General features: G+C 69.6%; 20 protein-coding genes and 1 pseudogene. 8 read left to right on the forward strand and 13 right to left on the reverse strand.

Annotation, left to right across the window (positions count from 1 at the left end; translation table 11 throughout):
- Nucleotides 1–21: 21 nt before the first annotated feature.
- The 3 genes from R4I43_RS09520 to R4I43_RS09530 form a co-directional block, all read right to left on the reverse strand.
- Nucleotides 22–2136: a putative bifunctional diguanylate cyclase/phosphodiesterase gene (locus R4I43_RS09520; protein WP_324265197.1), complete on the reverse strand. Its 2115-nt coding sequence runs from the start codon at nucleotides 2134–2136 to the stop codon at nucleotides 22–24.
- Between the two features lie 163 nt (nucleotides 2137–2299).
- The gene (locus R4I43_RS09525; protein WP_324265198.1) at nucleotides 2300–3109 is read right to left on the reverse strand and encodes an SAM-dependent methyltransferase; all 810 of its coding nucleotides are present in this window, start codon (nucleotides 3107–3109) and stop codon (nucleotides 2300–2302) included.
- Between the two features lie 181 nt (nucleotides 3110–3290).
- Entirely contained in the window at nucleotides 3291–5339 is a 2049-nt protein-coding gene (locus R4I43_RS09530; protein ID WP_324265199.1) for a putative bifunctional diguanylate cyclase/phosphodiesterase, read from the reverse strand.
- A 421-nt stretch (nucleotides 5340–5760) separates the two neighbouring features.
- On the opposite strand from R4I43_RS09530, the gene R4I43_RS09535 reads away from it, so the two are divergent.
- Together R4I43_RS09535 and R4I43_RS09540 are read left to right on the forward strand one after the other, a co-directional pair.
- Entirely contained in the window at nucleotides 5761–7110 is a 1350-nt protein-coding gene (locus R4I43_RS09535; RefSeq protein WP_324265200.1) for an FAD-dependent oxidoreductase, read from the forward strand.
- 343 nt (nucleotides 7111–7453) lie between these two features.
- Nucleotides 7454–7960: a hypothetical protein gene (locus R4I43_RS09540; RefSeq protein ID WP_324265201.1), complete on the forward strand. Its 507-nt coding sequence runs from the start codon at nucleotides 7454–7456 to the stop codon at nucleotides 7958–7960.
- 433 nt (nucleotides 7961–8393) lie between these two features.
- Here R4I43_RS09540 and R4I43_RS09545 read toward each other — a convergent pair.
- Both R4I43_RS09545 and R4I43_RS09550 read right to left on the reverse strand, forming a co-directional pair.
- Nucleotides 8394–9389, reverse strand: a pseudogene (locus tag R4I43_RS09545) (IS481 family transposase); the annotation flags it as partial.
- A complete protein-coding gene (locus R4I43_RS09550) occupies nucleotides 9386–10570 on the reverse strand; it encodes a Cmx/CmrA family chloramphenicol efflux MFS transporter (protein WP_324265202.1) in 1185 nt (394 codons plus the stop codon). The gene R4I43_RS09550 and the pseudogene R4I43_RS09545, both read right to left, overlap by 4 nt.
- Nucleotides 10571–10843: 273 nt before the next feature.
- Here R4I43_RS09550 and R4I43_RS09555 point away from each other — a divergent pair, with 273 nt between their 5' ends.
- The 3 genes from R4I43_RS09555 to R4I43_RS09565 all read left to right on the forward strand — a co-directional run bounded on the left by R4I43_RS09555 (nucleotide 10844) and on the right by R4I43_RS09565 (nucleotide 12141).
- Nucleotides 10844–11380 (forward strand): WXG100 family type VII secretion target, encoded by a 537-nt coding sequence (locus R4I43_RS09555; protein ID WP_324265203.1) that lies wholly within the window; start codon nucleotides 10844–10846, stop codon nucleotides 11378–11380.
- A gap of 296 nt (nucleotides 11381–11676) precedes the next feature.
- On the forward strand, nucleotides 11677–11934 hold the full coding sequence (locus R4I43_RS09560) for a hypothetical protein (protein ID WP_324265204.1): 258 nt from the start codon (nucleotides 11677–11679) through the stop codon (nucleotides 11932–11934).
- Nucleotides 11935–12141, forward strand: coding sequence for a hypothetical protein (locus tag R4I43_RS09565; RefSeq protein ID WP_324265205.1), 207 nt, complete (start codon nucleotides 11935–11937; stop codon nucleotides 12139–12141).
- Between the two features lie 141 nt (nucleotides 12142–12282).
- Here R4I43_RS09565 and R4I43_RS09570 read toward each other — a convergent pair whose 3' ends face one another.
- Genes R4I43_RS09570 through ureA form a run of 4 tightly spaced genes read right to left on the reverse strand, consistent with a single transcriptional unit; the run spans nucleotide 12283 to nucleotide 17482 of the window.
- Nucleotides 12283–13569, reverse strand: coding sequence for an MFS transporter (locus tag R4I43_RS09570; RefSeq protein WP_324265206.1), 1287 nt, complete (start codon nucleotides 13567–13569; stop codon nucleotides 12283–12285).
- Nucleotides 13570–13591: 22 nt separating this feature from the next.
- Complete coding sequence (locus R4I43_RS09575) at nucleotides 13592–15220, reverse strand: amidohydrolase (protein ID WP_324265207.1); 1629 nt, start codon at nucleotides 15218–15220, stop codon at nucleotides 13592–13594.
- A 16-nt stretch (nucleotides 15221–15236) separates the two neighbouring features.
- Entirely contained in the window at nucleotides 15237–16910 is a 1674-nt protein-coding gene (locus R4I43_RS09580; protein ID WP_324265208.1) for an urease subunit alpha, read from the reverse strand.
- On the reverse strand, nucleotides 16907–17482 hold the full coding sequence (gene ureA / locus R4I43_RS09585; protein WP_324265209.1) for an urease subunit gamma: 576 nt from the start codon (nucleotides 17480–17482) through the stop codon (nucleotides 16907–16909). Before ureA ends, R4I43_RS09580 begins: the two co-directional genes overlap by 4 nt.
- A gap of 74 nt (nucleotides 17483–17556) precedes the next feature.
- On the opposite strand from ureA, the gene R4I43_RS09590 reads away from it, so the two are divergent.
- Both R4I43_RS09590 and R4I43_RS09595 read left to right on the forward strand, forming a co-directional pair.
- Nucleotides 17557–18717, forward strand: a complete 1161-nt coding sequence (locus R4I43_RS09590; protein ID WP_324265210.1) for a PucR family transcriptional regulator — start codon at nucleotides 17557–17559, stop codon at nucleotides 18715–18717.
- Between the two features lie 99 nt (nucleotides 18718–18816).
- Nucleotides 18817–20292, forward strand: coding sequence for an aldehyde dehydrogenase (NADP(+)) (locus R4I43_RS09595; RefSeq protein ID WP_324265211.1), 1476 nt, complete (start codon nucleotides 18817–18819; stop codon nucleotides 20290–20292).
- Nucleotides 20293–20403: 111 nt separating this feature from the next.
- On the opposite strand, the gene R4I43_RS09600 is transcribed toward R4I43_RS09595, so the two are convergent.
- Nucleotides 20404–21219 (reverse strand): putative RNA methyltransferase, encoded by an 816-nt coding sequence (locus R4I43_RS09600; RefSeq protein ID WP_324265212.1) that lies wholly within the window; start codon nucleotides 21217–21219, stop codon nucleotides 20404–20406.
- An 83-nt stretch (nucleotides 21220–21302) separates the two neighbouring features.
- On the opposite strand from R4I43_RS09600, the gene R4I43_RS09605 reads away from it, so the two are divergent.
- A complete protein-coding gene (locus tag R4I43_RS09605; RefSeq protein WP_324265213.1) occupies nucleotides 21303–22688 on the forward strand; it encodes a lipase maturation factor family protein in 1386 nt (461 codons plus the stop codon).
- On the opposite strand, the gene R4I43_RS09610 is transcribed toward R4I43_RS09605, so the two are convergent.
- The 3 genes from R4I43_RS09610 to R4I43_RS09620 all read right to left on the reverse strand — a co-directional run bounded on the left by R4I43_RS09610 (nucleotide 22689) and on the right by R4I43_RS09620 (nucleotide 25891).
- Complete coding sequence (locus tag R4I43_RS09610) at nucleotides 22689–23171, reverse strand: VOC family protein (protein ID WP_324265214.1); 483 nt, start codon at nucleotides 23169–23171, stop codon at nucleotides 22689–22691.
- A 67-nt stretch (nucleotides 23172–23238) separates the two neighbouring features.
- Nucleotides 23239–24468, reverse strand: coding sequence for a cyclopropane-fatty-acyl-phospholipid synthase family protein (locus R4I43_RS09615; protein ID WP_324265215.1), 1230 nt, complete (start codon nucleotides 24466–24468; stop codon nucleotides 23239–23241).
- Between the two features lie 43 nt (nucleotides 24469–24511).
- Entirely contained in the window at nucleotides 24512–25891 is a 1380-nt protein-coding gene (locus R4I43_RS09620; RefSeq protein ID WP_324265216.1) for an FAD-binding protein, read from the reverse strand.
- Between the last annotated feature and the right edge of the window lie 184 nt (nucleotides 25892–26075).

The following is a 26075-nucleotide window of genomic DNA, read 5'->3' on the forward strand; positions in this document are numbered from 1 at the left end:
GCGGTCACTCCTCGTGACCGCTCACTCCGAGTCCGCGATGAGCTCTTCCAGTTCCAGGGCCGACACCCGCTCACCTGCGAAGGCGCCGATCGCGGAGCGCACGCCGAGGGCGCGCAGCCGCTCGGCCTGCAGCTCGTCGTGGACACCGCCGGCCACGACCGGGAGGTCCATCAGCGCCGCCGCCCCGGCCGCGGCGCCGAGCAGGTACTCGTCGAGCGGGTCGGGCCCCTCGGGATCGGCGAAGCCCGCCAGGTGCGGGCCGTCGATGCGCACCCCGAACAGCGGCAGCCCGCGCAGCCGCGCGACCCGGGTGTAGTCGTCGCCGAACTGGTAGACGATCAGCTTGATGCCCATCTCGGCGAAGATCTCCACGGTGTCCACCGCGTCACCCTGGTGGTCGAACAGCGCCGACTCGGGCATGCCCAGCGCCAGCGACTCCGGGGACAAGCCGGTCTCGCGCAGGATCTGCTGCACGTCGTTGACCAGCTCGGGGTCGCGGCAGTGCCGGTGCGAGAGGTTCATCGCCGCGATCGGCCCGCGCTCGCCGAACCGCTCGAACCAGTGCGCGGCGTGCCTGCAGACCTCCTCCAGCGCCCAGCTGCCGAGCCGGGTGATCAGGCCGGTCTCCTCGGCCAGGTCCAGGAACGACTCCTCCCCCAGCTCGCCGAACTCCGGGTGGTCCCAGCGAATGCCGGCCGCGGCGGCGAACAGCGCGCGGTCGTCGAGCAGCCGCACCGGCTCGTACTCGACGAACAGCTCCCCCTGGTCCAGTGCGGCGGGCAGCGCCGCCGAGAGCTTGAAGCGGTCGCGGGCCTCGGCGTTGAGGTCGGCGTCGAAGAGCACCCACTGGGCGCGACCGTCCTGCTTGGCCCGGTAGAGGGTGACGTCGGCGTCGCGCAGCAGCGATTCGGCATCGGCACCGGCCACCGGGCGTTCGACGACGCCGACGCTGGCCGAGGCCGCCAGTTCGTGGGCGCCGATGCGGGCCGGCCGGGTGACCTCGGCCAGCATCTTCTCCACCTTGCTGACCAGCCCGGCCGCCCCGGCGGTGTCGGGCACCAGGACCACGAACTCGTCGCCGCCCATCCGCGCGGCCAGCGCGCCGAACTCGGCGGTCAGGGCCTGCAGGCGCTGGGCGACCGCGCGCAGCAGCTGGTCGCCCACCGGGTGGCCGAGGCTGTCGTTGACCGCCTTGAACCCGTCCAGGTCGAAGAAGCACAGGCCCACCCGGCGGCCCGGGTGGGTGGGGTCCAGCGCGCGCTCCATGCTGGTCTGCAGCTGGGTCCGGTTGGCCAGACCGGTCAGCGGGTCGTGCACGGCCTGGCGGCGGAACTGCTCCTGGAGCATGTGCCGATCGGTGATGTCCTCGTAGAGCATCACCAGGTAGTCGGGCGCGCCCCGGGCGTCGCGCACCAGCGAGGCCGACAGCTGGGTCCAGATGTGCGAGCCGTGCTGCTCGGTGAAGCGGATCTCCAGCTGGTAGCGGTCGACCTCGCCGCGCACCAGCTCGGCGTTGGCCGCCACCAGCTCCCCGATCCACGCCGTGTCGGCCAGGTCGAAGATCGTCCGGCCCACCAGCGAGCCGTTCCCGAGCTGGAAGATCCTGGTCATCGAGGGGTTGATCTCGTCGATGACGCCGTCGAGCCCGGCGATCGCGATGCCCAGCGCCGAGGAGGTGAACACCGCCCGCGACCTCGCCTCCGAGGCCCGCAAGGCCTCCTCGGCGGCGTCGCGGGCGTCGAGCACCGACTGCTTGATGATCTCCTGCTCGTCGAGGGTCTGCTCGCGCAGCGCCCCCGCGAAACCGGACCCGACCGCGCCGAGCACCTGGACCAGCCTGGCCTGGTCCACTTCGCGGTAGCGGAGCAGCACCGAGGCCAGGTGGTCGAGCGTCTTGCGCACGACGACGGGGTTGGTGAAGTGCACCTCGACGAGGCGCTCACCGACCAGGCGAGCCGACTCCAGCGGACCGTCGCAGGCGGCGAGCACGTCGTCGAAGCACTTCGCCAGGAACGCCTCGATCTCGGGACGGCCCATCGCCACGTAGCTGGTGTGGATGATCTCGCGCGTCCACTGCGCGGCCACGTGGCTTCGGTCGGCCATCTCGATGTCGGGGTCTCCCACGGTTTCAGGCATCGCTCACACCTTCTGCCCGGCGTCGCCGGTCACGATGTACACCCGTCGCGCCGGGGCGAACACCGCAGGATTCGTCAGGGCGAACACCGCGGTTCTCGCCCGGGCGGGTGAAGTCGGTGATCAGTCTGGCGATCTCGCCGCGACCTCGCAGGGCGAGGAGATGTCACGCCTTGCGGCCGACCAGGCCGTAGACGATGGATTCCTCGGGGCGTTCACCGACGTCCTCGGGCGAGTCGGGGTGCCACTCGGGGACGTAGACGACACCGGGCTCGACGAGTTCGAAGTCGGAGACGAGCTCGGCGACCTCGGCGCGGGTGCGCAGGGTGACCGGGTTGGTGCTGTTCTCGTAGAGCTTGACCAGGCCCTGCACGCCTTCGGGGAACTCCTCGCCGGTGACGTGCGAGAAGCCCAGGTAGCTGCCGGGGGCGAGCTTGTCGTAGTACTGCAGGATGACCTCGCGCGGGTTGGCGCTGTCGGGCACGAAGTGCAGCAGCGCCACCATCATCACCGCGACCGGCTGCGAGAAGTCCAGCATCCGCCGGGTTTCGGCGGCCTCCAGCACGTCGGCGACGTCGAGCAGGTCGGCTTGCACGATCGTGGCGTTGTCGTTGCCCTCCAGGATGGAGCGGCTGTGCGCGACGGCGACCGGCTCGTTGTCGACGTAGACGACGCGGGCCTGCGGGTCGACGGCGTGCACGATCTCGTGCACGTTGCCCGCGGTCGGGATTCCCGAACCGATGTCGAGGAACTGCCGGATGCCCTGGTCGAGGCAGTAGCGCACCGCGCGGCGCAGGAAGGCGCGGTTGTTGAGCGCGACCTCCTTGACGTTGGGCACCACTTCGAGGACCTTCTTGCCCAGTTCGCGATCCGCGGCGAAGTTGTGCGCGCCGCCTAAGTAGAAGTCGTAGCAGCGGGCGGCGCTGGGCTTGTCCAGGTCGACGCCCTCCGCCAGCCAGTCGGCTCGCTGCTCCATAGGTTCAGCCTCCTGCACTTGAGTTTTCAGTTCAGCACCCGAAACGTGATCAAGAAGGCCATCGTACTGTCACGGACAGCGCCCGGTCATGCACCCAGAGTGGATATCCGGAACCGCCTCGTACCCAGCTCCTTCAGGATTTCGTCGGGTTTTTCGTGGTTCCGGAGAGCCGCTTCGGCTCTCAGGAAGCGCCGCCCACGAGACCGGCGACCTCCATCGCCGAAACTCGATCGCTGACATGCGACCCCTGGATCAAGCGCACACCGATCTCCCCCAGCCGGTGGGCCTGCTCCGCACTCGTCACACCGGTGGCCAGCACCGGGAGATCCATCAGTTGCGCCGCCCCGACGGCGCTGCGCACCAGGTACTCGCTGATCGGCTCCGGCCCGCCGGGGTCGGCCAGGCCCTGGATGTGCGGGCCGTCGATGAGCACGCCCGCCAGCGGCAGGTCCTTGAGCCGGTCGACCCGCGTGTAGTCCGAGCCGAATTCGTGCACGAACAGCCGGATCCCCATCTCGGCGAAGATCTCGACGGTGTCGACCGGGTCGCCCTGGTAGTCGAACAGCGCCGGTTCCGGCAGGCACAGCACCAGTGATTCTGCGGGCAGGCCGGTGGTTTCCAGCGCGTCTCGCACGCCGCGGACCAGCTCGGGGTCGCGGCAGTGCCGGGCGGAGAGGGTCAGCGCCAGCAGCGGCGCGTGCTCGCCGAGGTCGCGCACCCAGCGGGCGGCGTGCCTGCCGGCCTGCTCCAGGGTCCAGCCGCCGAGCCGGGTGATCAGCCCGGTCTCCTCGGCCAGCCCGAGGAAGCGGCCGGAGCCGAGCTCGCCGAACTCGTCGTGGTCCCAGCGAACGTTGGCCATCACGGCCAGGATCTCGCCGGTCTCCACGTCGGCGACCGGGTCGTACTCCACGAACAGCTCGTTCTTCTCCAGCGCGGCGGGCAGCGCCGCCGAGAGCCGGAAGTTCTCGTGCGCCACCGCGTTGCGCTCGACGTCGAACAGCACCCACAGGGCGCGGCCGTCGCGCTTGGCGCGGAACAGCGTGATGTCGGCGTCGCGCAGCAGCGAACCGGTGTCGGTGCCTGCGACCTCGCGTTCGACGATGCCGACGCTGGCCGAGGCGGTCAGCTCGTGCGCGCCGATCCACATCGGCTCGGTCATCTCGCGCAGCATCCGCTCGACCAGGTCGATCACGTGGGCGGCGTCGTAGGAATCCGGGATGACCACGGCGAACTCGTCGCCGCCGGTGCGCGCCACCACGGCGCTCTCGGTCGCGGCCAGCGACTGCATCCGGCGGGCGACCTCGCGCAGCATCCGGTCGCCGATGCCGTGGCCGAGGCTGTCGTTGACGGCCTTGAACCCGTCCAGGTCGAACAGGCACAGGCCCACCCGGCGGCCCGGGTAGACCGAGGTGAGCGCGGCGTCGAGGCAGGACTCCAGCTGCGCGCGGTTGGCCAGCCCGGTCAGCGGGTCCTGGACGGCCTGGCGGCGGAACTGCTCCTGGAGCATGTGCCGGTCGGTGATGTCCTCGTAGAGCACCACCAGGTGGTCGGGCCTGCCGAGGCCGTCGCGGACCAGCGAGGCGGTCAGCCGGGTCCACACCTGGCTGCCGTCGGCGGTGGTGAAGCGGGAGTCGAGGTTGACCGACTCGCCCGCGCCATCGGCGAGGTCGGCCAGGGCGCCGGTGAGTTCGGGACGCCAGCGGTCGTCGGCCAGGCGCAGCACCGAGGAGCCGGTCAGCGCGGCTTCGGAGAGGTGGAACATGCGGCGCAGGGCCGAGTTGGTCTCCTCGATGACGCCCGTGGTGCTGACCACGGCGACACCCAGGTTGGGCGCGTTGAACAGCACCTCCGAGCGGGCGCGCAGGTTGCGGGCCGGGCGGTCGACGGCGCTGGTGCGCAGCTCCTCGGCGAAACCGGCGGCGAGGTGTCCGAGTGCGGCCACGATCCGGTCCGGCGGGACCTCGGGGAGCAGCACGGGCAGCTCGGCGGCGAGCAGCTTCAGCGTGCCGGGCAGGACCACGGGGTTGTCGCGGTGCAGCGGCACCAGCTCCACGGCGGCGTTCTTGGCCTCGCCCGCGCGGTCGGGGCAGGCCAGCTCGCCGAGCAGGTGCTCCAGGCAGTTGTTCAGCAGGTCCTCGACCTCGCCACGAGGTAGCGGGGTGTGGCTGTTGTGCGCGATCTCGCGCTTCCACCGCTGGATGAACTCGTGGCGATCCAACCTGGTGATCACGGTTCGGCTCCGTCGGCGCTCCGGTGTGGCGTTCGACGCACTCGCCCACCCTGTCTTCGGCAACTTCGGCACCGCGTGTGACCGGCCCTGCACGGTGAGTGCCGACGCGGTTGATCGGGTTCAGATCCTACTGTCACGCACCGCGTCCGGTCACGCACTCAGCGCTGAATATGTGCGCCCGGGATGTCCCCTTCACCCGCGAGGACCGGGAGAAGGATCTTGAGTGGCCTGGTTCACCGAGGTCGCGGCCGAGATCGGTTATGAGGATTGTCACCAGCCCGCATCGCGGGATCGGGGGTAAGGCATCCCTAAGCTGGTACTGATTCCGCGCATGGCCAAGGACCCGGTCCAATTTCGGGTCCGATGCCGCGCGGCTTCGCAGTCGAGCGCGCCGAGCCCGGCGCACCCAGGAGGAGAGTGCATGACCCGCCCGTTGCGAGTCGCGATCGTCGGGGCCGGCCCGGCCGGCGTTTACGCCGCCGACATCCTGACCAAGTCCGAGACCCCAGTCGAGATCGACCTGCTGGACCGGATGCCGGCACCCTACGGGCTGATCCGCTACGGCGTGGCGCCCGACCACCCGCGCATCAAGGGCATCATCAACGCGCTGCAGCGCGTGATGGAGAAGCCCGAGATCCGCTTCCTCGGCCACGTCGAGTACGGCGTGGACGTCAAGCTCGAAGACCTGCAGCGCTACTACGACGCCGTGATCTTCTCGACCGGCGCCGACCAGGACCGCCCGCTGGACATCCCGGGCATCGACCTGCCGCACAGCTACGGCGCCGCCGAGTTCGTCTACTGGTACGACGGCTACCCCGAAGCGCCGCGCGACTGGACGCTGGACGGTGAGCAGGTCGCAGTCATCGGCGCCGGCAACGTCGCGCTGGACGTGGCCCGGGTGCTGGCCAAGCAGGCCGACGACCTGCTCAGCACCGAGATCCCGGACAACGTCTACCGGGGCCTGAAGGACTCGAAGGTCACCGACGTGCACCTGTTCGCGCGCCGCGGCCCGGCGCAGGCCAAGTTCACGCCGCTGGAGCTGCGCGAGCTCGACCACCAGGACGAGGTCGAGATCATCGTGCACCCGGAGGGCTTCGAGATGGACGAGGCCAGCGAGAAGGAAGCCCAGTCCAACAACCAGGTCAAGACCATCGTCAAGACCCTGCAGGACTGGGCGCTGCGCGACCCGAAGAACAACACCGAGCGCCGCCTGCACCTGCACTTCCTGCGCGCCCCGGTCGAGGTGGTCGGCACCGACCGCGTGGAGGGCTTCAAGGTCGAGGTCATGGAGCTCACCGGCGACGGCAACGTGCGCGGCACCGGCGAGTACGAGACCTACCCGGCCCAGCAGGTCTACCGCGCCGTCGGCTACCTCAGCTCGCCGGTCGCCGACCTGCCCTTCGACGCCAAGAAGGGCACGGTGCCCAACGACGGCGGCCGCGTGCTGGACCTCGACGGCGACCACATCCCGGGCGTGTACACGACCGGCTGGATCAAGCGCGGCCCCGTCGGCCTGATCGGCCACACCAAGGGCGACGCCCTGGAGACGATCAACAACCTGCTCGAGGACCTCGACAAGCTCCCCGAGGCCGAGGAGCCCGACTCCCACAGCATCATCGAGGTGCTGGAGGAACGCGGCATCGAGTACACGACCTGGGACGGCTGGACCCGCCTGGACGACCACGAGAAGTCCCTCGGCGAACCCCACGGCCGCGAACGCATCAAGGTCGTCGCCCGCGACGAAATGGTCAAGATCTCCCGAGCGGAGTGACACCGCACCTTCTCAGGAACGTCCCTGCGCAACCGTTGCGCAGGGACGTTTCTCGTCACACGACCCGCCGGGAAAGCTCGCCGGGCGGAGAACCGTGAAGCATCAGTGCGGACTCTTTCGAACGTCGAACCTGACCAGTCGGGTTCCGTCGGCATTTGCAACGGAACCCGATTTGGCGTGTTCAACACCGCCCCTGGGTGAGGGCGTGCCTGATAGCCTTCACTGCGGATGAGCAGCCGAGCCTGGGACAACTGTGACTCAGGCGCAGTTCTGAACCGAGCCGCTTCCGAAGCAAACCTGTGCCGCCGGCACGATCAGCAGCTTTGCTCCATGAGGTGATGCGATGGGCCTGTTCGACTTCTTCACCGGAACGAAACGGCCTGCTGAAGGTGTTGCACCTCAGCCCGCAGAGACCGTGTACGCGGCTCTGCTGAGCGTGAACAGCCCGGATCGGCCATTCGTGATTCGTGACGGCCGGGCAGAGGGCGTCGATTTGATCGCAGAGTGGAAGATCGCCGATGCTCGTTGTTTCGGGTACTTCGGTAAGACCACGAAGACGAACCGGACACTCATGCGTCTCGATACCTCCAAGAACGAGGTTCGGTCTCTTGACGAGGAGTTCCTGGTCACCTGGGCTGGTCAAACTCCTCAATTGACCGTGGGAAAGCGCTACGAACGTGGCCAGATCAATAAGAAATCGTACAGCGCTACCTTCTCCAGGGACGAGAACGGGAAACTGGTCAAGGAGACTCAGAACACCTTCTCCTCGGCCGAGCTGAAGGGACCGTTGCAGGAAGTCGTTACCGGAGTCGGCTGGACCTGGCGGGGCGTGGCGTTCGGCTCGCTCTGAACTTCCCGAGGGTGCGTCCAGCCTTCGTCGAACCTGCTGTCGTCGCGAATTCGTGCTGGGACGCAAGGATGATCCGTGCAGTCCGAGCTTTGAGGAGAGCCGAATGGGCGACGAGTTCGACGTCGATCCAGCTGCGTTGGGGGACGCAGCAACACGAATTGCCGATGCGGTGGCGGACATGGTCCGCGGCACGCTTGGTGATCTTGCGAGCTCGACAGGCGAGTTCGGACATGTGGACTTGCAGCAGGCGTTGATGGACTTCTGTTCTGGCCTTGAGTTATCTGCTCAAATCCTCGCGCAGACATCCGAGTCGGCGAGTGACGCGCTGAAAGAGACGCTCGGTCCTACGTCGAACGGGATCTTCAGGCCAAGGAGGCGGTGCAGAAGGCGGTCGGCGATGTATCGCCGCATTCCGGATCGATCGCTGGATGCATGAGGGCAGGACGTTGGCGACGCCTTCCTGCAAGCGCGAGGCTGGTGGCTGACAGCCCGCACCGGAGTGAGGTCGGTGATAGTTGTAGTGAATGTTCCAGACGGCGATTGCTGCTGAGCGGGCGTCTTCGCTGGTGAAGTCCCGGGCGTAGAGCAGTTCCTCGGCGAGGATTCGCTGGTAGCGCTCCACCTTTCCGTTGTGGCGTGGGGTGTACGGCTTGGTCTTCTGGTGTCGGGGCTGATTGCCGACGATTCGGGCGAAGTCGCCCGAGCGGTAGCACGCGCCATTGTCGGTGACGATGCGATGGATGTGGGTGATGCCGTGGGCGGCGAACCAGACTTTCGCTCGGGCCAGGAAGGCCGCAGCGGTTGCTCCCTTCTCGTCGCTGAGAGGTTCGGTGTAGGAGAGCCGGGAGAACCCGTCGACGGCCGAGTGCAGGTAGGTGTAACCGCGTTTCGCACCCGCTGATTTCGCCCGGTCTGCGGCTTTGGCTTGGTCGCTGCCGCGGCCGTGGATACGCCAGCCGCCGCCGTCGGGGATTCGGCCGACCTTCTTCACGTCGAGGTGCACCATGTGCCCGGGCCAGCGGGCGATGATCTCGCCCGGTTTGCGGTTGTTGTCGCCGTCAGGGTCGATGAATCGGCGGCGACCGAGCCCGAGTTGGGTGACGTGCCGAGTCACGGTGCGCCGGTTGACGTCGTGGCCCAGGCCGGCGAGTTCGTCGGTGATGCGCTGGGCTGACCACTTGTGCTCGCGTCGCCAGGTCTCGATCTGCTCGATGACCGATGCGGGCGTCGCGTTGGGGCTCCGGTGCGGCGTCGAGGGCCGGTCGAGGAGTCCGGCCTCACCCTGCCGTCGCCACCGGTCGACCCATTTTGAAGCGCAGGCGCGCGAGATGCCCATCTCCGCGGCGACGTGAGCGATCGGTCGAATCCGGCATCGGTTGATAAGTCGGCGACGCCCTTCGAGGCTCAGCGGAGCGTTCGCGTGAGTCACCGGACGACCTCCACAGTCCGGTCCCGCGGCGCGATGAGCCCCAGCGATGGCAGTAGCATGAGCAACGCGATCCCGGTCAAGACAGTTGCCACCCACACAGGACCTAGGTCAGCGGAACCCGACAGCGCTACAGCCCCGATTGCCGGACCGGCGGCAGCACCGATGTTGAGCGCGGCGGTTGCATAGGAACCACCCATGGTGGGAGCTTCGGACGCCGCATAGAGGACCCGCGCGATCAGCGTGCTTCCCACCGCGAACGCCAAGACGCCCTGGACAAAGACCAGGATCAGAAGCGGTAGGGGGTGTGCCGCGAGTAGTGCGAAAGCCAGCCACCCCAAGAGCAGGATGGGCGCGGCCACGCCGAGAGCCAGGCGAGGGTGCTGGTCGGAGAGTCTCCCGGCGGCAGTGACTCCGACGAAGGATCCAATGCCGAACAGCACCAGCGCCAGCGGCACCCACACCTCATTCAGCCCGGCGGTCCCAGTCACGACGGGTGCGAGAAAGGTAAATGCGGAGAAGGTGCCACCGTTGACCAGCGCGCCGAGCAGCATTGCCATGAGCAGACGGGGCGCTCGGAGCTGGGCCAACTCGGAAACCAAGGAAGGGCCACCCCCGGGCCCTTCCGGTGCTGATTCCGGGCGGGGGCGGATTCCGGTGAGGATGCCGATTGCTGCGGGGACGCACAACAGCGCGACTGCCCAGAACGTGCTCCGCCAGCCCATTGCCGTACCGAGCAGCGCTCCCGCTGGGACGCCAGCGACGGTAGCGATCGTCGTACCGGATAGAAGGACCGCCAGGGCACGTCCCTTCTGGTCCGAGGCTACAAGACGGTTCGCGGCACTCAGGGCGACCGCCAGAAAGCCGGCATTGGCAACGGCAGCCAAGACGCGGGTTGCGAAAAGCACGGAGAAGAACGGGGTGATCGCGGCGACTACGTGGCAGAGGGCAAAGACCACCACGCAACCGAGGAGCGTGGCACGTGCGGGCCACCGGCGGGCGAAGGCAGCCATCGTGGGAGCGCCGACGATCATCCCGACCGCGAAGGCCGAAGTGAGCAGTCCGGCCGTTCCAACCGAGACGTCGAGGCTGGTGGCGATGTCCGGCACGAGGCCGGCGAGCATGAACTCTGAGGTGCCCATGGCGAAGACCGCGAGGGCAAGCAAGTAGAGAGCGAAAGGCATCGAGCAACTCCGAGGCAAGACACGAACAGAAGGCGTCTCGTCACCACGGCCAGCCCGATTGAATGCCCAAACAGCCGCCCACGCATACAGAAGCTGGGCGGGAAGGCTAGTGGTTCAGGGGGCTGACGGCGTGACCGAAAGCCCCCACAGTGTCCGATTCGGGGCTCGACACGGACTTCACTTTAACTGATGACCACCCGGCACCGCACACCCGTTTAGGCGAGCCACGCCATCGTCATCAACGTCCTGCCCCGCAACAGCTGGAGGTCAGTGATGGCCGAACTCGGCCAGACCAGTGATCCCAAGGCCTTGATTCCAGGTGAGGCCGATTCCGTCGACGACACCGTCAGAAAACTCCGCCGGCAGAGCGAGGAGTTCGGCGCTGTAGGAGACAGGCTCAAGCGCGTCGACGTCGTCGGCTGGACAGGCGAGGCAAGCCACGCGTTCATGGACCTGTTCTCGAAGGAGCCACCGAAGTGGCTCAAGGTCAGCGATCTGCTTGACTCCGCCTCGAAATCGTTGACCGAGTACGCCTCGACGCTGCGCTGGGCTCAAGGGCAGGCAGCCGAAGCCATTGCCAGGTGGGAAGAAGGCGAGTCAGCGACTGCGAAAGCTGTGGCCGAATACAACGCGGCCGTTGATCAGGCCAATGCGCAGAACCAAGCCAACGCAGCTGCCGGTAGGCCGGGGGGTGTTTTAGGAAGCGGTCGAACTCCTCAAGCGTGCGCGCCAGCAGCTAGAGGATTTTGGGAAGCTAGTCGCAGAACAGATTGGGCGGCAACAGTCGCGGGAACGTGGCCTTCTCGATGAACTCGTCGAACTCGCCACTCGTGATCAGAAGTCGACCGGGAAGGTCGATCTAAGCGGTCCCCGCGCAGGCGTTGAGGCGAAAGGGCCAGCGGACGGCAAGCTCGGCGAGCTCAAGGCATTCGCGCAGCTGGGCAAGGCGACTGCCGAGGGAACAGCCGGAAACGATTTCTTGAAGCGCTGGCAAGGCGGAGTTGGTTGCCGAGGCCGCGGGAACCACAGCGGCGTCTGTCACCGATGAGGGGCTTAAAGCGAGGGTTGAGGCATCCGCTGGCGGGAAAGCCACGTTGGAGGGTCGAGTGGACGCAGGGCCCCTTGGCGCCAACGCCAAGGGGGAAGTGTTCGCCGGCGCTCAAGCTGGCGCCCAGGCAATGGCCGGTCGAGATGGCGTCCACGCATCCGCGGATGCCTTCGTCGGCGCGAAGGAGACAGGCAAAGCCGGCGCGGACGTCGGTGGCATCGGTGTGAACCTCACGGGGGAAGCGTGGGCCGGAGCTGGAGCCGAGGCCGGTGTCACCCTTGGTAAGGAAGATGACGGCAAGTGGCACATCGGGTGAGTGACGACCTCTGGCGGTAACAGCCGCCTTGAACTCGTGCAGTGCCAGGTCTACCTGCTGATGTCCGACGTCCTCCGGCCCGCCGAGCAGGCCGTGATCAGGTTGGCGCTTACCGCCACCGAGGAGAACTTCAACTCCGTCGTGGGCGACTTCCAGGAGTTCGTCGGCTCCGTGCGTCCTGAGCGCTCGGGGCAAAGCGACGCATGACGTCTGTGGCCTGGCAACTCGGGATTGAGAAGGTAATCGCCGCTCCGCAGCTGAGTCCAAAATCGGATAGAAGCCGCCCGAATCAGGAGTCCCCATCGCCGCAGTCGGCGACGGGGACCCCTGACTGTGCGGAACCGTCGGTCAGGGCCGGGCTGCTCGGTGGCCGAGGAGGCCGCCCAGTGCGGTGATGAGGGCCAGGACCAGCAGGAGGGTCGCTGCGGACCAGGACTGTTCGCCGCTGGCGATGAGCAGGGCGCTGGCGGCCAGCGGGACGAAGCCGCTGATCGTGCCGCTGAGGTTGGACGAGATGGCCACGCCGCTGTAGCGCAGGTGCACCGGGAACAGGCCGGCGAGCAGCGAACCCGAGACCGCGTACGGGATCGACAGGCAGTTGATGCCCAGCGTCACCGCGATGATCACCAGCGCCGGGTTGCGGGTGTCGATCATCCAGAACACCGGGAACGCCATCACCGCCGACAGGACCCCGCCCCACAGGCAGACCTTGCCGGGGCTGAACCGGTCCGCGAGCCTGCCGCCGAAGATCAGCGTCACCACCTCGCACGCGGCGGCGACCAGCGTCGCCGCCAGCATCAGCGACTTCGGCAGTCCCAGCTGCCCGGATCCGTAGCTGATCACGAACGTGGTCAGCAGGTAGAAGCCGCCGATGCCGATCAGCGACGCCGCGATGCCGATCAGCACCTGCCGCCACGCGGTGCGGAACAGCTCCACCGCGGGCACCGAGGCGCGGTCGTGCTCGGCGAGCATCTGCTCGAACAGCGGCGACTCCCCGACCCGGCGCCGCAGGTAGATCGCCACGCCCAGCAGCGGGAACGCGGCCAGGAACGGCAGCCGCCAGCCCCACGAGTCGAACGACTCGTCGGGCAGCATCGCCACCAGGTAGAACCCGCCCGAGGACAGCAGGGTGCCGACCGGCGAACCGATCTGCGGCAGCGCCGCGAACCGCCCGCGCTGCTCCGGCGGCGCGTGCTCCACGGCGAGGGTGACCGCGCCGCCCCACTCGCCGCCGACCGCGATTCCCTGCAGCACCCGCAGCGCGGTCAGCAGCAGCGGCGCGGCCAGGCCGATCGCCACGAAGTCCGGCAGCAGACCGATGAGGCCCGTGACGATGCTGATCATCGTGACCGTGATGAGCAGGCTGCGCCTGCGCCCGATCCGGTCGCCGAGGTGCCCGAAGACCACCGCGCCGATCGGCCGGGCGACGAAACCGATCGCGAACGAGGCGAAAGCGGCCAGGGTGGCCACCGCCGGGTCCTCGGTCGCGAAGTACAGCCGGTCGAACACGATCGACGCGGCCGTGCCGTAGAGGAAGTAGTCGTACCACTCCAGCGCGGTACCGACGAATGCGGCGAACGCGACCTTGCGCGCCTCTGCGGGTTCGATGCGTTCCGTGCTCGCTGTCTCGGTCACGGAGCCTCCCTGGTGTGCCGGATCAGGTGGGGACTTCTGCGAACTCCTCCGCGCCGTGCACCGCTCGACCGGCGACGAACGTGGCGCGCACGTCGATGTCGCCGATCGCCGAGGCGGGCGCGGTGGTCGGGTCGGCGTCGAGCAGCACGAGGTCGGCGAACATGCCCGCGGCGATGCGGCCCCGCTCGTTCTCCTGCCCCGCCGCCCACGCCGCGTGGGTGGTGTAGGCGCGCAGCGCCTCGGTCGCGTCGACCCGCTCGTCGGGGCTGAGCACCCGCCCGGCCTTGGTGGTGCGGTCGACCATCGAGCGCATCCCGAGCAGCGGCGCGCCGTTGGACACGCACGGGCGGTCCGAGCTGCCGGGCACCACCAAACCGGCGTCCACGAAGGACTTCTGCCGGTACAGCCAGGGCTCCCGCTCCTCGCCGACCGCCTCGATCATGGTGTCGCCGATCTCGTAGAGGAACCGCGACTGCGGCACCGGGATGACGCCCAGCGCGGCCATCCGGGAGAGCTGGTCGGGGCGCACCATCGCCGAGTGCTCGATGCGGTGCCGCGCGTCCGGTCGCGGAACCTCGCGCTGGGCGGCCTCGAAGGCCTCCAGCGTCAGGTCGATGGCGCGGTCGCCGATGGCGTGCGCGGCGATCCGCCAGCCGCCGCGGTGCGCGGTCAGGATCCGCTCGTGCAGCACGTCGGGATCGTCGCCGAGGACACCGAGACCGCCGTGCCCGTGGAAGGGTTCGGTGACCGCGGCGGTGCGGCTGGACAGCGCGCCGTCGGTGAAGATCTTCATCGGCCCGATGCGCAGGAAGTCGTCGCCGAACCCGCTGCGCAGCCCCAGGTCCAGGCCGAACGCGTCCGGCCCGACCTGGTGCAGCACCTCGGTGGCCGGCATCAGCTCGACCCGCAGCGGCAGGTCGCCGCGCTGCCGCGCCAGCTGGTACGCAGCGGCCTCGGCCGGGCTGTGCCCGATCCAGCCGCCGCCGACACCGGCCTCGGTGACGTGCGTGAGCCCTTCGGCCGCGTAGCGCTTGGCCGCGCGGGCGATCGCGGCGGCCAGCTCCTCGACCGGGTAGGGCTTGACCAGCGCGTCGACCAGCTGCTGGGCCTGCTCGGCGAGCAGGCCGGTCGGGGCGCCGTCGGCGTCGCGCTCGACCACGCCGCCTTCCGGAACGCGGGCGGATCCGTCGAGAACGCCTGCCTTGTCGAGGATTTCGGTGCTGGCCACGCACATGTGCGCGGAGCGGTGCTTGAGCCACACGGGCCTGCCGCCACCGGCCCGGTCGAGCTTGGCGCGGTCGGGGTGCCCGCCGATGACGAAGTCGTCGTAGCCGGATCCGATCACCCAGCCGTCCGACGGCAGTTCGGCGGCCTTGGCCGCGACGAGGTCGTAGAGCTCCTCGGCGGATCCGCAGCCCGACAGGTCCAGCTCGGCGAGCGAAAGCCCGTACCAGACCATGTGGTTGTGCGAGTCGGCGAAACCGGGCGTCACGACCGCGCCGCCGCCGTCGATCACCCGGCGCGCGGGCAGGTCGGCGACTTCCTCGTCCACCCCGACGATGCGCCCGCCGAGCACGCCGATGGCGTGCGCGGTGGGGCGCTGCGGGGTCATGGTCAGGGCGCGGACGTCGCGCAGCAGCAGGTCGAGCACTGATGTTTTCCCTTCCTCAAGCCAGGTTGTGCATCCGGGTGAGCGGCAGCGTGGCAGCTCGGTGCACGTCGACCTCCACCCCGTCGACCGACACCGGACCCGGTTCGCGCGGAACCTCCACGCGCGGGGTCGCGGTGTTGCGCACCATGTCCGCCCTGGTCAGACCCCTGCTATCGCGCACGGGCGCGTAGTTCGGGCCGCTGGGCAGGCGCGCTCGGTCGGCGGCGTCGGCGACGAACACCGTGGACAGCCTGCGGGGCGCGGCCCCGAGTCCGCCGAAGAAGGGCCGCATGACCCTCGGTTGGGTGAGTCGGGTGGAGCCGGATCCCGACCCGCTGGCGCCCCAGGCGACGAAACCGGACTTGATGACCAGATCGGGTTGCGCGCCGAACCAGGCGGGTTGCCACAGCACGATGTCGGCGAGCCTGCCGGGCAGCAGCGAGCCGACCTCGTGGGCCATGCCGTGCGCGATCGCCGGGTTGAGGGTGATCTTGGCGAGGTAGCGCAGCACCCGCTCGTTGTCGACGTGCTCGGGCCCGGTCTCGCCGGCGAGCGCGGCCTGCACGTGCGCGAGTTGCCAGGTGCGGCGCGCGGTCTCGGCGATGCGCCCCATGCCCATGGAGTCGGAGTTGACGATGCTGATCGCCCCGGAGTCGTGCAGCGCGTTCTCCGCGGCGATGCCGTGCTCGCGGACCCGGCTGCCCGCGATGCCCCTGTCGCTGTCCACCGACGAATGTCCCCTGTGGACGGTCATGGTCATCGGGAACAGCTCGGACACCGCGGCCGGGGTCAGCGGCAGCGTCGGGGTGGTCGAGGAGGTCAGCACGTGCGGACTGCCCACGATCTCCAGCAGGTCGGGATGCCCGCCACCGCCCTCGACGTGGTAGGCGTGCACCGTGCGGCCCCTCGTGGCCTCCAGGGTGTCGGCGAGGAAACCGGATTCGTTGAGCGTGTCGGTGTGCAGCGCGACCGGCAGGTCCGCCTGCTCGGCCACGCCCAGGCAGGTGTCCACGATGTGCGGGGTCGCACCCCAGTCCTCGTGGATCTTGAACCCGCCCGCGCCCGAGAGCACCGCCCGCTCCAGCAGGTCGTTCGACGAGGACGAGCCGCGCGCCAGGAACGCGACGTTGATCGGCACGTCCCGCCACGCCTCGATCATCGAGTGCAGGTTGCAGGCCGGGTTCGCGCCGACGTCCCACACACCGCCCATGCCCATGCCCACCAGCGAGGTCACCCCGGCCGCCAGGGCGGCGGGCACCACCTCGGGGCTGGACAGGTGCACGTGCGAGTCGACCACGCCCGGCGTGGCGATCAGGCCCTCGCCGGTGATCATCGCGGTGTGCGAGTCGACGACCAGCTCCACGTCGTCCATCGCCTGCGGGTTTCCCGCGCGACCGACGCCGACGACGCGGCCGTCGGAGATGCCGATGTTGGTCTTGCGCACGCCCAGCACCGGATCGAGCAGCAGCACGCCGAGGATCACCATGTCCAGCGCGCTGTCCCGACCGGCCTTCGGCGCGACCAGCAGCCCATCGCGGGTGGTCTTGGCGCAGCCGCCGAGCAGTTCCTCACCGGGCTCGGAGTCGTCGTCCTCCACACGCACCCACAGGTCGGTGTCGGCCAACCGCACCAGGTCGCCCGTGGTCGGCCCGTACAGCGCCGCGTAGCGCTCGCGGGACATGCGGGTCATCGCCGGCCTCCCATCGCCACGACTTCGAGCTCCCTGCGCTCTCCCGCTTCCAGCTGCACCGCCATGCCCGCCGGGATCGCCAACCGGAACCCGGTGAGCTCGACGTCGCTGCGCACCGCCGGGTTGAGCTGGTCCAGCGGGAAGTGCGAGGAGATCCACACCGAGCGCTCACCGGTGTTGTGCAGCCGCGCCGTCCGGCGCTCACGACCGGCGGCCAGCTCGACCTCGCCGTCGGCGGGGCGCACCGACCCGGGCGCGTCCGGTCCTGGCGGGCCGAACGGTTGCGGCACGTGCACCAGCGAACTGCCGTGCGGGAACAGCGCTTCGACCTGGATCACCGGGACGGCCGCGGGCACCCCCGGTTGCACCTGGTCGGGACGCAGCAGCTCGCCGGCGCGGCGCACGATCTCGTCGATGTCCACGCCGTCCCAGGCCAGTTCGCAGATCTCGTCGCACACGTAGGCCACGGCGTCGGGTGCGCCGAGCAGAGCGCCGCGCGCCAGCCTGCGACGGGCCAGCTCCGCGGCGGTGAACAGGTTCAGCCGCTCCTGCTCGCGGGGCGTCAAGTGCATGAGAGCACAGTCCTCTGGTCACCGGCCCAGCACAATGATGGATCCACGCCATCTGATCGCCCTAGATTGGGCGAATGCACACTTCGCTTCACGCGCCGGTCACACCCAACGGACCGCTGCGCAGGCTGGTGCACTCCTGCCTGGACGATCTCGACGAGCTGGTCGCGGTGTTCCTGGCCGAGCTGCGCTCGATGGAGCCCTACGCCAGCGACGCCGTGCCGTGGGCGGAGCTGCGCGAGCACGCAGAGGGCAGCATGGAGCTGCTGCTGCGGCTGGTCGGCGGGCTGGCGGTGCCCGACCGGCTGGCGGACCTGTGCGAGCGGATCGGGCGCAGCCGCGCGCAGGCGGGCGTGCCGCTGGAGGTGCTGCTGCACGCGGTGCGCTTCGACTTCCGGGTGCTGTGGGACGCCTTCACCCGCCGGGTGTCCGAGGACGAGATGTCCTCGCTGGTGCGCAGCGCCTCCCGGGTGTGGGCCGCGGTCGACCACCACACCACCCGCATCCACCTCGCCTACCTGGCCGAAGCGGCGGTGGTGGCGCGCGAGCAGGAGCACGAGCGCTCCCAGCTGGTCGCGCGGCTGCTGGCCACCGACGCGCGCGACGCGCAGGTCGTCGCGCAGGTCGCCACCGCACTGGACGTGTCCACCGAGGCGGACTTCGCGGTGGCTGCCGCGCCGCTGTCGGCGACCCGCCCGCTGCGCGACGCCGTCGACGGCCTGTCGGCCCGGGGCATCGCGGTGCACCTGCAGGACGTCGACCGGCGGCCGGTGCTCATCGCGCAGCTGCCCGCCGGGGTCTCGGCCGTGCCGTCGCGCTGGCTGCAGGACGTGCCGTGCGGGCTGGCGCCGGTCGCGCGCACGCTCGCGGGCGTGCCCCGCGCGGTGCGCATCGCCGCCGAACTCGCCGGAACCGGTGCGGCCGAAGCCGGCCCGCGCACCCTGACCGACGCCTGGACCTCGGTGGTGGCCGGACGGCTGGGCGAACCGGGCACCGCGCTGGCCGCGGCGGTGTTCGGCCGGATGCGCGGCATCGGAGCGGGCGAGCGCGCCCGGCTGCTGGAGACCGCGACGGCCTACCTGCGCACCGGTTCGGCGGGCGCGGTCGCCGCGGAGCTGTACTGCCACCGCAACACGGTGCTCAACCGGCTGCGCCGCATCGCCGAGCTCACCGACTGCGACCTGACCTGCCCGGACCAGGCGGCGCTGTTCGTCGTGGCGCTGGGTTGCGATTCGTGATGTCGGACCATGCGCAATGTCGAACACCGTGCGGCGCGCCGACCATCCGGCGTACTACGGTGGTGGCGGACTTCTCTCGATCGCGCAAAGGATGGGACGTTGACCGCGACGCAGATCCCGGACACCACCCGAGCCGAACTCGACGCCGCGCTGCAGCGGGCCGCCGACGCCGCCGAGCCCTTCGGCGAGCAGGCCCCCGCCGAGCGGGCCCGCCAGCTGCGGGCCGTCGCCGACGCGCTGGACGCCGCGGCCGGTGAGCTCATCCCGCTGGCCATCAGCGAATCGCACCTGTCCGAGGGCCGCCTGACCGGCGAGCTCAAGCGGACCACCTTCCAGCTGCGCCTGTTCGCCGAGACCATCGAGACCGGCGAGCACCTGCAGGTGACCTTCGACCGGGCGGACCCGGACTTCGCGCTGGGCCCCAAGCCGGACCTGCGGCGGATGCTGCTGCCGGTCGGCCCGGTGCTGGTGTTCGCCGCCAGCAACTTCCCGTTCGCCTTCTCCGTCGCCGGTGGCGACACCGCCGCCGCGCTGGCCGCCGGATGTCCGGTGGTGCTCAAGGGCCACCCCGGTCACCCGGAGCTGTCGGTGCGCACCGGCGAGATCGTCGCCGAGGCGCTGCGCTCGGCGGGTGCGCCGGAGGGCACGTTCAGCGTCGTGCTCGGCTTCGAGACCGGCACGGCGGCGCTGCGCGACGAGCGGATCAAGGCGGCGGCGTTCACCGGTTCGGTGCCGGCCGGGCGGGCGCTGTTCGACATCGCCAACTCGCGGCCGAAGCCGATCCCGTTCTTCGGCGAGCTGGGCAGCCTCAACCCGGTGTTCGTCACGCCGGGCGCGGTCGCGGCGCGCGGCGCCGAGATCGCCAAGGGGTACGTGACCTCCTACTCCGGCAACGCCGGTCAGCTGTGCACCAAGCCCGGCCTGCTGTTCCTGCCCGCCGACCACGACCTGGAGGGCGCGCTGGCCGAGGAGTCGGCAGCGGTGTCCGCGCACCGGCTGCTCAACGACCGGCTGCACCACGGCTACTGCGGGCGCCGCGCCGTGGTCACCGAGGTCCCGGGGGTGCGGGTGCTCGCCGAGGGCGCGGCCGACGACTCCGACACCGAGCAGGGCGCGGTGCCCACGCTGCTGGCCACCGATGTGGAAACCCTGCTGGAGCACCGGGATTCGCTGTTGGAGGAGGTGTTCGGCCCGCTGTCCATCGTGGTCACCTACTCCTCGGAGGACGAGGCCCGGCGCGCCGCCGAGGCGTTCGAGGGCAACCTCACCGCCACCGTGCACGCGGAGGACTCCGACACCGACTTCGTCGCCACCCTGCTGCCCCGCCTGCGGGAACGCGCCGGTCGCGTGCTGTTCAACGGCTGGCCCACCGGCGTCGCCGTCTCCCACGCGATGCAGCACGGCGGGCCCTACCCGGCCACCACGGACGCCCGCTTCACCTCGGTCGGCACGGCGGCCCGGGACCGCTTCCTCCGCCCGGTCACCTACCAGAACGTCCCGCCGGCCCTCCTCCCGCCGGCCCTCCAGGACGAGAACCCCTGGAACATCCCCCAGAAGACCCACACCCCGAACTAACTCCACCGGGGCCACGCCCCATTCGAATTTCGCGCGAAATTTGAACCCCCTCCGCCGGGTTCGAATTTCGCGCGAATTTCGAATTTCGTCGCCCGTTCGGGTGGTGAGGGGTCAGGGGGTCCGGCGGTAGCGGGCGACCGTGACCGAGGCCGTGGGGGCGAGCGGGGACGGCAGGGCGGCGATCCCGGCTTCGAGGGCGTCGGGAGTGGTGTGCCAGGCGCTGGGGCCCATCGCGATGGCCGCGCGGGCCTCGGCGCGGGTCAGGGTGAGCGGGAACTCGACCGTCCGCCGGTCCAGCGGGGTGAAGTGCTCCGCGAGCTGCTCGGCGAGGCGTTCCGGTTTGGACTCGTCGACGTTGAGCAGCCCGAGGTGGTCGACCAGGCCGGTCAGGTGCCCGGGGTTGGGGATGACGACCACGAGCTCACCTCCCGGCCGCAGGATCCTGCGCATCTCCGGGGCGTTGCGGGGCGCGAAGACGTTGAGGACGGTGGCGGCCGCGCCGGTGCGGATCGGCAGCGGCTGCCACGCGTCGGCCACGGCCGCACCCACGCGCGGGTGAACCTTGGCCGCCCGGCGGCAGGCGTACTTGGAGACGTCCAGGGCCGCACCGATCCGGTCGCCCAGCGCGCGAGCGAGGTAGAAGCCGGTACCGGCGCCGATGTCGACGACCGGGCCGTCGCCGGTCACGGCCGAGGCGACGGCCTCGGCGATCGGGTCGTAGTGCCCGGCGTCCAGGAACTCGGCGCGGGCGGCGACCATCTCCGCGGTGTCGCCGACGACCTTGCTGCGCCCGGACAGCAAGCTGACGTAGCCCTGCCGCGCGAAGTCGAACACGTGGTTCGACGAGCAGCGCAGCGAGTTCCCGCTTCGTCCCAGGTCACGGCCGCAGTGCGGGCAGGCCAGCACCTCCACCACTTCGTCCAGCACAGCCTTGCCCTCCACAGCGTTCGCAGATGCGCGATTCTAGTCGGCGGCACACCTCGCGAAGCGGCGTGGAAGGAGGCGCGGCGATGTGGCACTGGATGAGCGCACCCGACTACCAGGCGGCTCGGTTCGCCGTCACCCACCTGATCGCCCTGGTCTACCTGATCGGCTTCATCAGCTTCCTGCGCCAGTTCCCCGGTCTGCTCGGCGAACGCGGCCTGACCCCGGTCGCCCGGTTCGTCGAGCGGGTGCCGTTCCGGCGGGCGCCGAGCCTGTTCCACTTCCGCAGCTCGGACCGCTGGCTGGCGGGCGCGGGCTGGACGGGTGCGGCGGCGAGCCTGCTGGCTCAGGTGGCCGACTTCGCCCCGGTGTGGGCGTGGCTGGTGCTGTGGGCGCTGCTGTGGGTGCTGTACTCGTCGATCGTCAACGTCGGCCAGGTCTGGTACGGCTTCGGCTGGGAGTCGCTGCTGCTCGAAGCCGGTTTCCTGGCGATCTTCCTGGGGCCGGCGCACATCGCCCCACCAGCGCCGGTCCTGTGGTTGCTGTGCTGGCTGCTGTTCCGGGTGGAGTTCGGCGCCGGTCTGATCAAGCTGCGCGGCGACTCCTGCTGGCGCGACCTCACCGCGCTGTATTACCACCACGAGACCCAGCCGCTGCCCGGACCGCTGAGCCGCTCCTTCCACTGGTTGCCGCGGCCGCTGCACAAGGTCGAGGTGCTGGCCAACCACGGCACGCAGCTGGTCGTGCCGTTCCTGCTGTTCGCCCCGCAGCCGGTGGCGTCCGTCGCCGCGATGATCATCATCGTGACGCAGCTGTGGCTGATGCTCAGCGGCAACTTCGCGTGGCTGAACCTGCTGACCATCACCCTGGCGTTCGCCGCGATCAGCGGACCACCGGCCGCGCTGCCCGATCCCCCGGGCTGGTTCGCGGTGCCGGTGCTGGCGGTGACGGCGCTGTTCGTGGTGCTGGCCTACTGGCCGGTGCGCAACATGCTGGGCAGCGGACAGGTGATGAACCGCAGCTTCAACCGGCTGCACCTGGGCAACACCTACGGCGCGTTCGGCAGCATCACGCGGGTCCGCTACGAGGTCGTCGTGCAGGGCGCCGAGGACCTGGACGGCCCGTGGCGGGAGTACCAGTTCAAGGCCAAGCCCGGCGATCCCGCGCGCCGACCACCGCAGGTCGCGCCGTACCACCTGCGGCTGGACTGGCTGATGTGGTTCGTCGCCATCAACCCCTCCTACGGCCGCGGCTGGCTGCCGAGGTTCCTTCGCGCCCTGCTCCGCAACGAGCCCCAGGTCCTGGCGCTGCTCCGGCACAACCCGTTCCCCGGCGAACCGCCGAAGCTGGTCAAGGCCGACCTCTACCGCTACCGCTTCAACAGCCGCCGGGACCGCCGCGAGACCGGCGCCCACTGGACCAGGACCCGGTCCTCGGACCTCGTCCCGCCCCTGAGCCTCGACGACCTGTGATCAACCCCGGGCGGCGGCCTCGAGTTCGGCGATGTCGAGCTTGCCCATGCTCAGCATCGCCTTCATGACCCGGTCGGAAACCGCGGGATCCGATGAGGTGATCAGCTCCAGCAGGCGGCGGGGCGTGATCTGCCAGGACAGGCCGTAGCGGTCCTTGAGCCAGCCGCAGGGGCCGTGCTCGCCGCCCTCGCCGAGCTGCTCCCACAGCCGGTCGATCTCCTCCTGCGACTCGCAGGTGACCTCCAGCGAAACCGCCTCGGTGAACTTGAACTGCGGTCCCCCGTTGAGGGCGACGAACTGCTGCCCGAACAGTTCGAACTGCACCACCAGCACCGTGCCGGGCTCGCCCGGGCCGGCCTCGCCGTGGTGCATGACGTGCACGATGCGCGAATCCGGGAAGATCGAGCAGTAGTACTTCGCGGCGTCCTCGGCCTCGGTGTCGAACCACAGGTTCGGGGTGATCTTCTGGTTGAACTCGTACATGGGTCTATCCCTCCGTCGCGGAAACCAGACTGAAGGGATAGACCCGCTCACGCAGCGGAACTCATCGCTAGAACGCGGGACGCAGCGGCATCCGGGCGTCAGTGCCGTCGAGTTTCACGCCCAGCACCTGGTGCAGCTGCACGTTGTTGCGTTCGAAGCCCAGCCGGCAGGCCGCCATGTACAGCCGCCACACGCGCGCCCGGGCGAGACCGGCCTCGGCGACCGCGGCCGACCAGTTGCGGTCGAGGTTCTCGCACCAGTGGGTGAGGGTCAGCGCGTAGTGCTCGCGCAGGTTCTCCTCGTGCCGCACCTCGAAACCGTTGTCGTTCATCGCCGACACCAGGGTGCCCACCGGTTCGAGCTCGCCGTCGGGGAACACGTAGCGGCCGATGAACTTGCCCGGCCGTGCCTTCTGGTGGCCGTGCGGGCGGGTGATGCAGTGGTTGAGCATCCGGCCGCCGGGAACCAGCTTGTCCTGCAGGAACGAGAAGTAGTGCGGCAGCTGCTTGACGCCGATGTGCTCGGTCAGCCCGATGGAGCTCACCGCGTCGAACCCGGTTTCCCGCACGTCGCGGTAGTCCATGTGGCGGACCTCGGCGAGGTCGGCCAGGCCGCGCTCGGCGATGGCCTTCTGCGCCCACTGGGCCTGCTGCCGCGAGAGGGTCACGCCCAGCGCGCGCACCCCGTAGCGCTCGGCGGCGTGCATGACCATGCCGCCCCAGCCGCAGCCGACGTCGAGCAGCCGCTGGCCCTCGGAGAGGTCGAGCTTGCGGGCGACCAGGTCGTGCTTGGTGAACTGCGCCTGCTCCAGGCTGGCGTCCTGCCCGGGGTAGACCGCGCAGGTGTAGGCCATCGACGGGCCCAGGACGTGCTCGTAGAAGCGGTTGGAGACGTCGTAGTGGTACGAGATCGACTGGCTGTCGCGGCTCTTGGAGTGCCGCCAGCCGCGCGAGCGGTGCTCGACCTCGGGCACCCGCACCGGCCACCAGAACCGGTACCCGGCGAGCTTGAACGTCAGTTCGCGGCGCAGCTCCGGTGGAACGTCGTTGAGCGTCACCGCGGGGAACGCCGCGAGCGCGGTGTACATGTCGCCGTGCACCTCGAGCGCTCCGCTGACGTAGGCGCGGCCGAGCCCCAGCTCACCGGGCGCGGCGGCCAGGTGCGACAACGCCAGCGGCGAGCGGACTTCCACGCACACATCGGCCCCGGCGGCGCCTGCCCGGCTGCCGTCGAAAGCGCGGATCTCCACCGACAGGTCGCCGCCGAGAATCCGCTCGAACACCCCTGCCCATCCCATCAGAGGTTCTCCTCTCCAGTTTGATGTGTCGTTCCCCCGCGAGTCAGCGCTCGCGAACGCACTTCTCGTACAGCCCCGGCAATCGGTCCTTCGGGTCGTAGGTGTCCTTCAGCCGCTGGTAGGCCGGTCGGTTGTACAGCCGCCAGAACTCGTCCTCCTCGAAGTAGGAGTTGGAGTACAGCGACTTGTGCCCGTCGAGCTCGGTGACCTGGCGCTCGATGGCGCGGTTGTGCCTGCCCGGCGCCTCGCCCGGGCGCAGCGGCACGGTCGCCCAGAAGCCGACGTTGACGTAGAGCGTGTCGGCGTCCATCGGGTACAGCGGCCAGCCCTGCTCGTCCCGCAACGTGACCGGGCACAGCCAGATCGGCGAGATGCCGATGTCGCGGTGGAAGAACTCCAGGAACTCCGGCAGCCGGTCGACCGGGATCTCCACGTCCTGGATCACCGGTTCGTTGAGGCCCTTGCCCTGCAGCACGGCGAGCCGGTCGGTCACCGAGTGCCGCCGGTCCCAGGCCACGATCCGCCGGTAGACGTCGGAGCGCTTGTGCTTGGCGGGCCAGAACCGGCGGATCAGCGGGTGCTGCACGCCGATGGCCCGCGAGCACCAGAACCAGTCGGTGTCCCAGCGCCACAGGTAGTCGCGGATGCTCAGGTAGTCGACGCGCCGCCGCTGCAGCGACCGGTAGTAGATCTGGGTCCCGGTGTAGTCGCTGGTGAAGGGCGCGGAATCCACATAGGACCCGAGCGTGAGGTAGTGCTCGCTCGGGGTGAACACGGTGCCGTCGATGAAATCGACCTGCTCCCCGTCGAATTCACCGTCCGCGCAGATCCGGGCGATGGCCTCGGCGCACTCGGCGGCGGTGGCGAACGGGACGTGCCGGAGCTTGACGAAGGGTTTCACCGCCTCCAGCTCGATCTCCAGCCGCAGCGCGTAGCCCAGCGTGCCGTAGGAGTTCGGGAACCCCCGGAACAGCTCGGCGTGCTCGTTGTCCGGCCGGGCCACCACGACCGAACCATCGCCGGTGAGGATCTCCATCTCGCGCACCGATTCGTGCGGCAGCCCGTTGCGGAAGGACGTCGACTCGATGCCCAGCCCGGCCACCGCGCCGCCCAGCGTGATGGTCTTGAGCTGCGGCACGACCTTCGGGATGTGCCCGGTGGGCAGCAGCGCGTCCACGATCTGCTCGTAGGTCGCCATGCCCTGGACCTGCGCCGTTGCCGCCTCGGCGTCGACGTCGAAGACCTTGGTGAAGCGACCGACGTCCAGTCCCGGCGACTCGTTGGGCGCGCGGAACCGGAAGAGGTTCGAGGTGGGCTTGGCGAGCCGGACCGGTGCTCCGGCCGGCAGTTGTGCGTACTGCGCGACCAGTTCGGCCACGTCGTCGGAATGCTCGCCGATCATCGGCGTTACCCGATCCGCCATACCTCGACCGTAATGCCGGATCCGGACGCAAGCACCCCCTTTAACCGGCCACCGGAAACCGCCCGCAAGCCGACGAACAGCCCAAAACCCGGTGGCGAAGGGTGGTTCCGCGATCTTCGGAGATCGCAAAACCGCAGGTTGGAAACCCGAACGGGGCGTTCCCACCGCTGCTTGCGTGATACAT

The sequence above is a fragment of the Saccharopolyspora mangrovi genome (assembly GCF_035320975.1).
Taxonomy (GTDB): domain Bacteria; phylum Actinomycetota; class Actinomycetes; order Mycobacteriales; family Pseudonocardiaceae; genus Saccharopolyspora; species Saccharopolyspora mangrovi.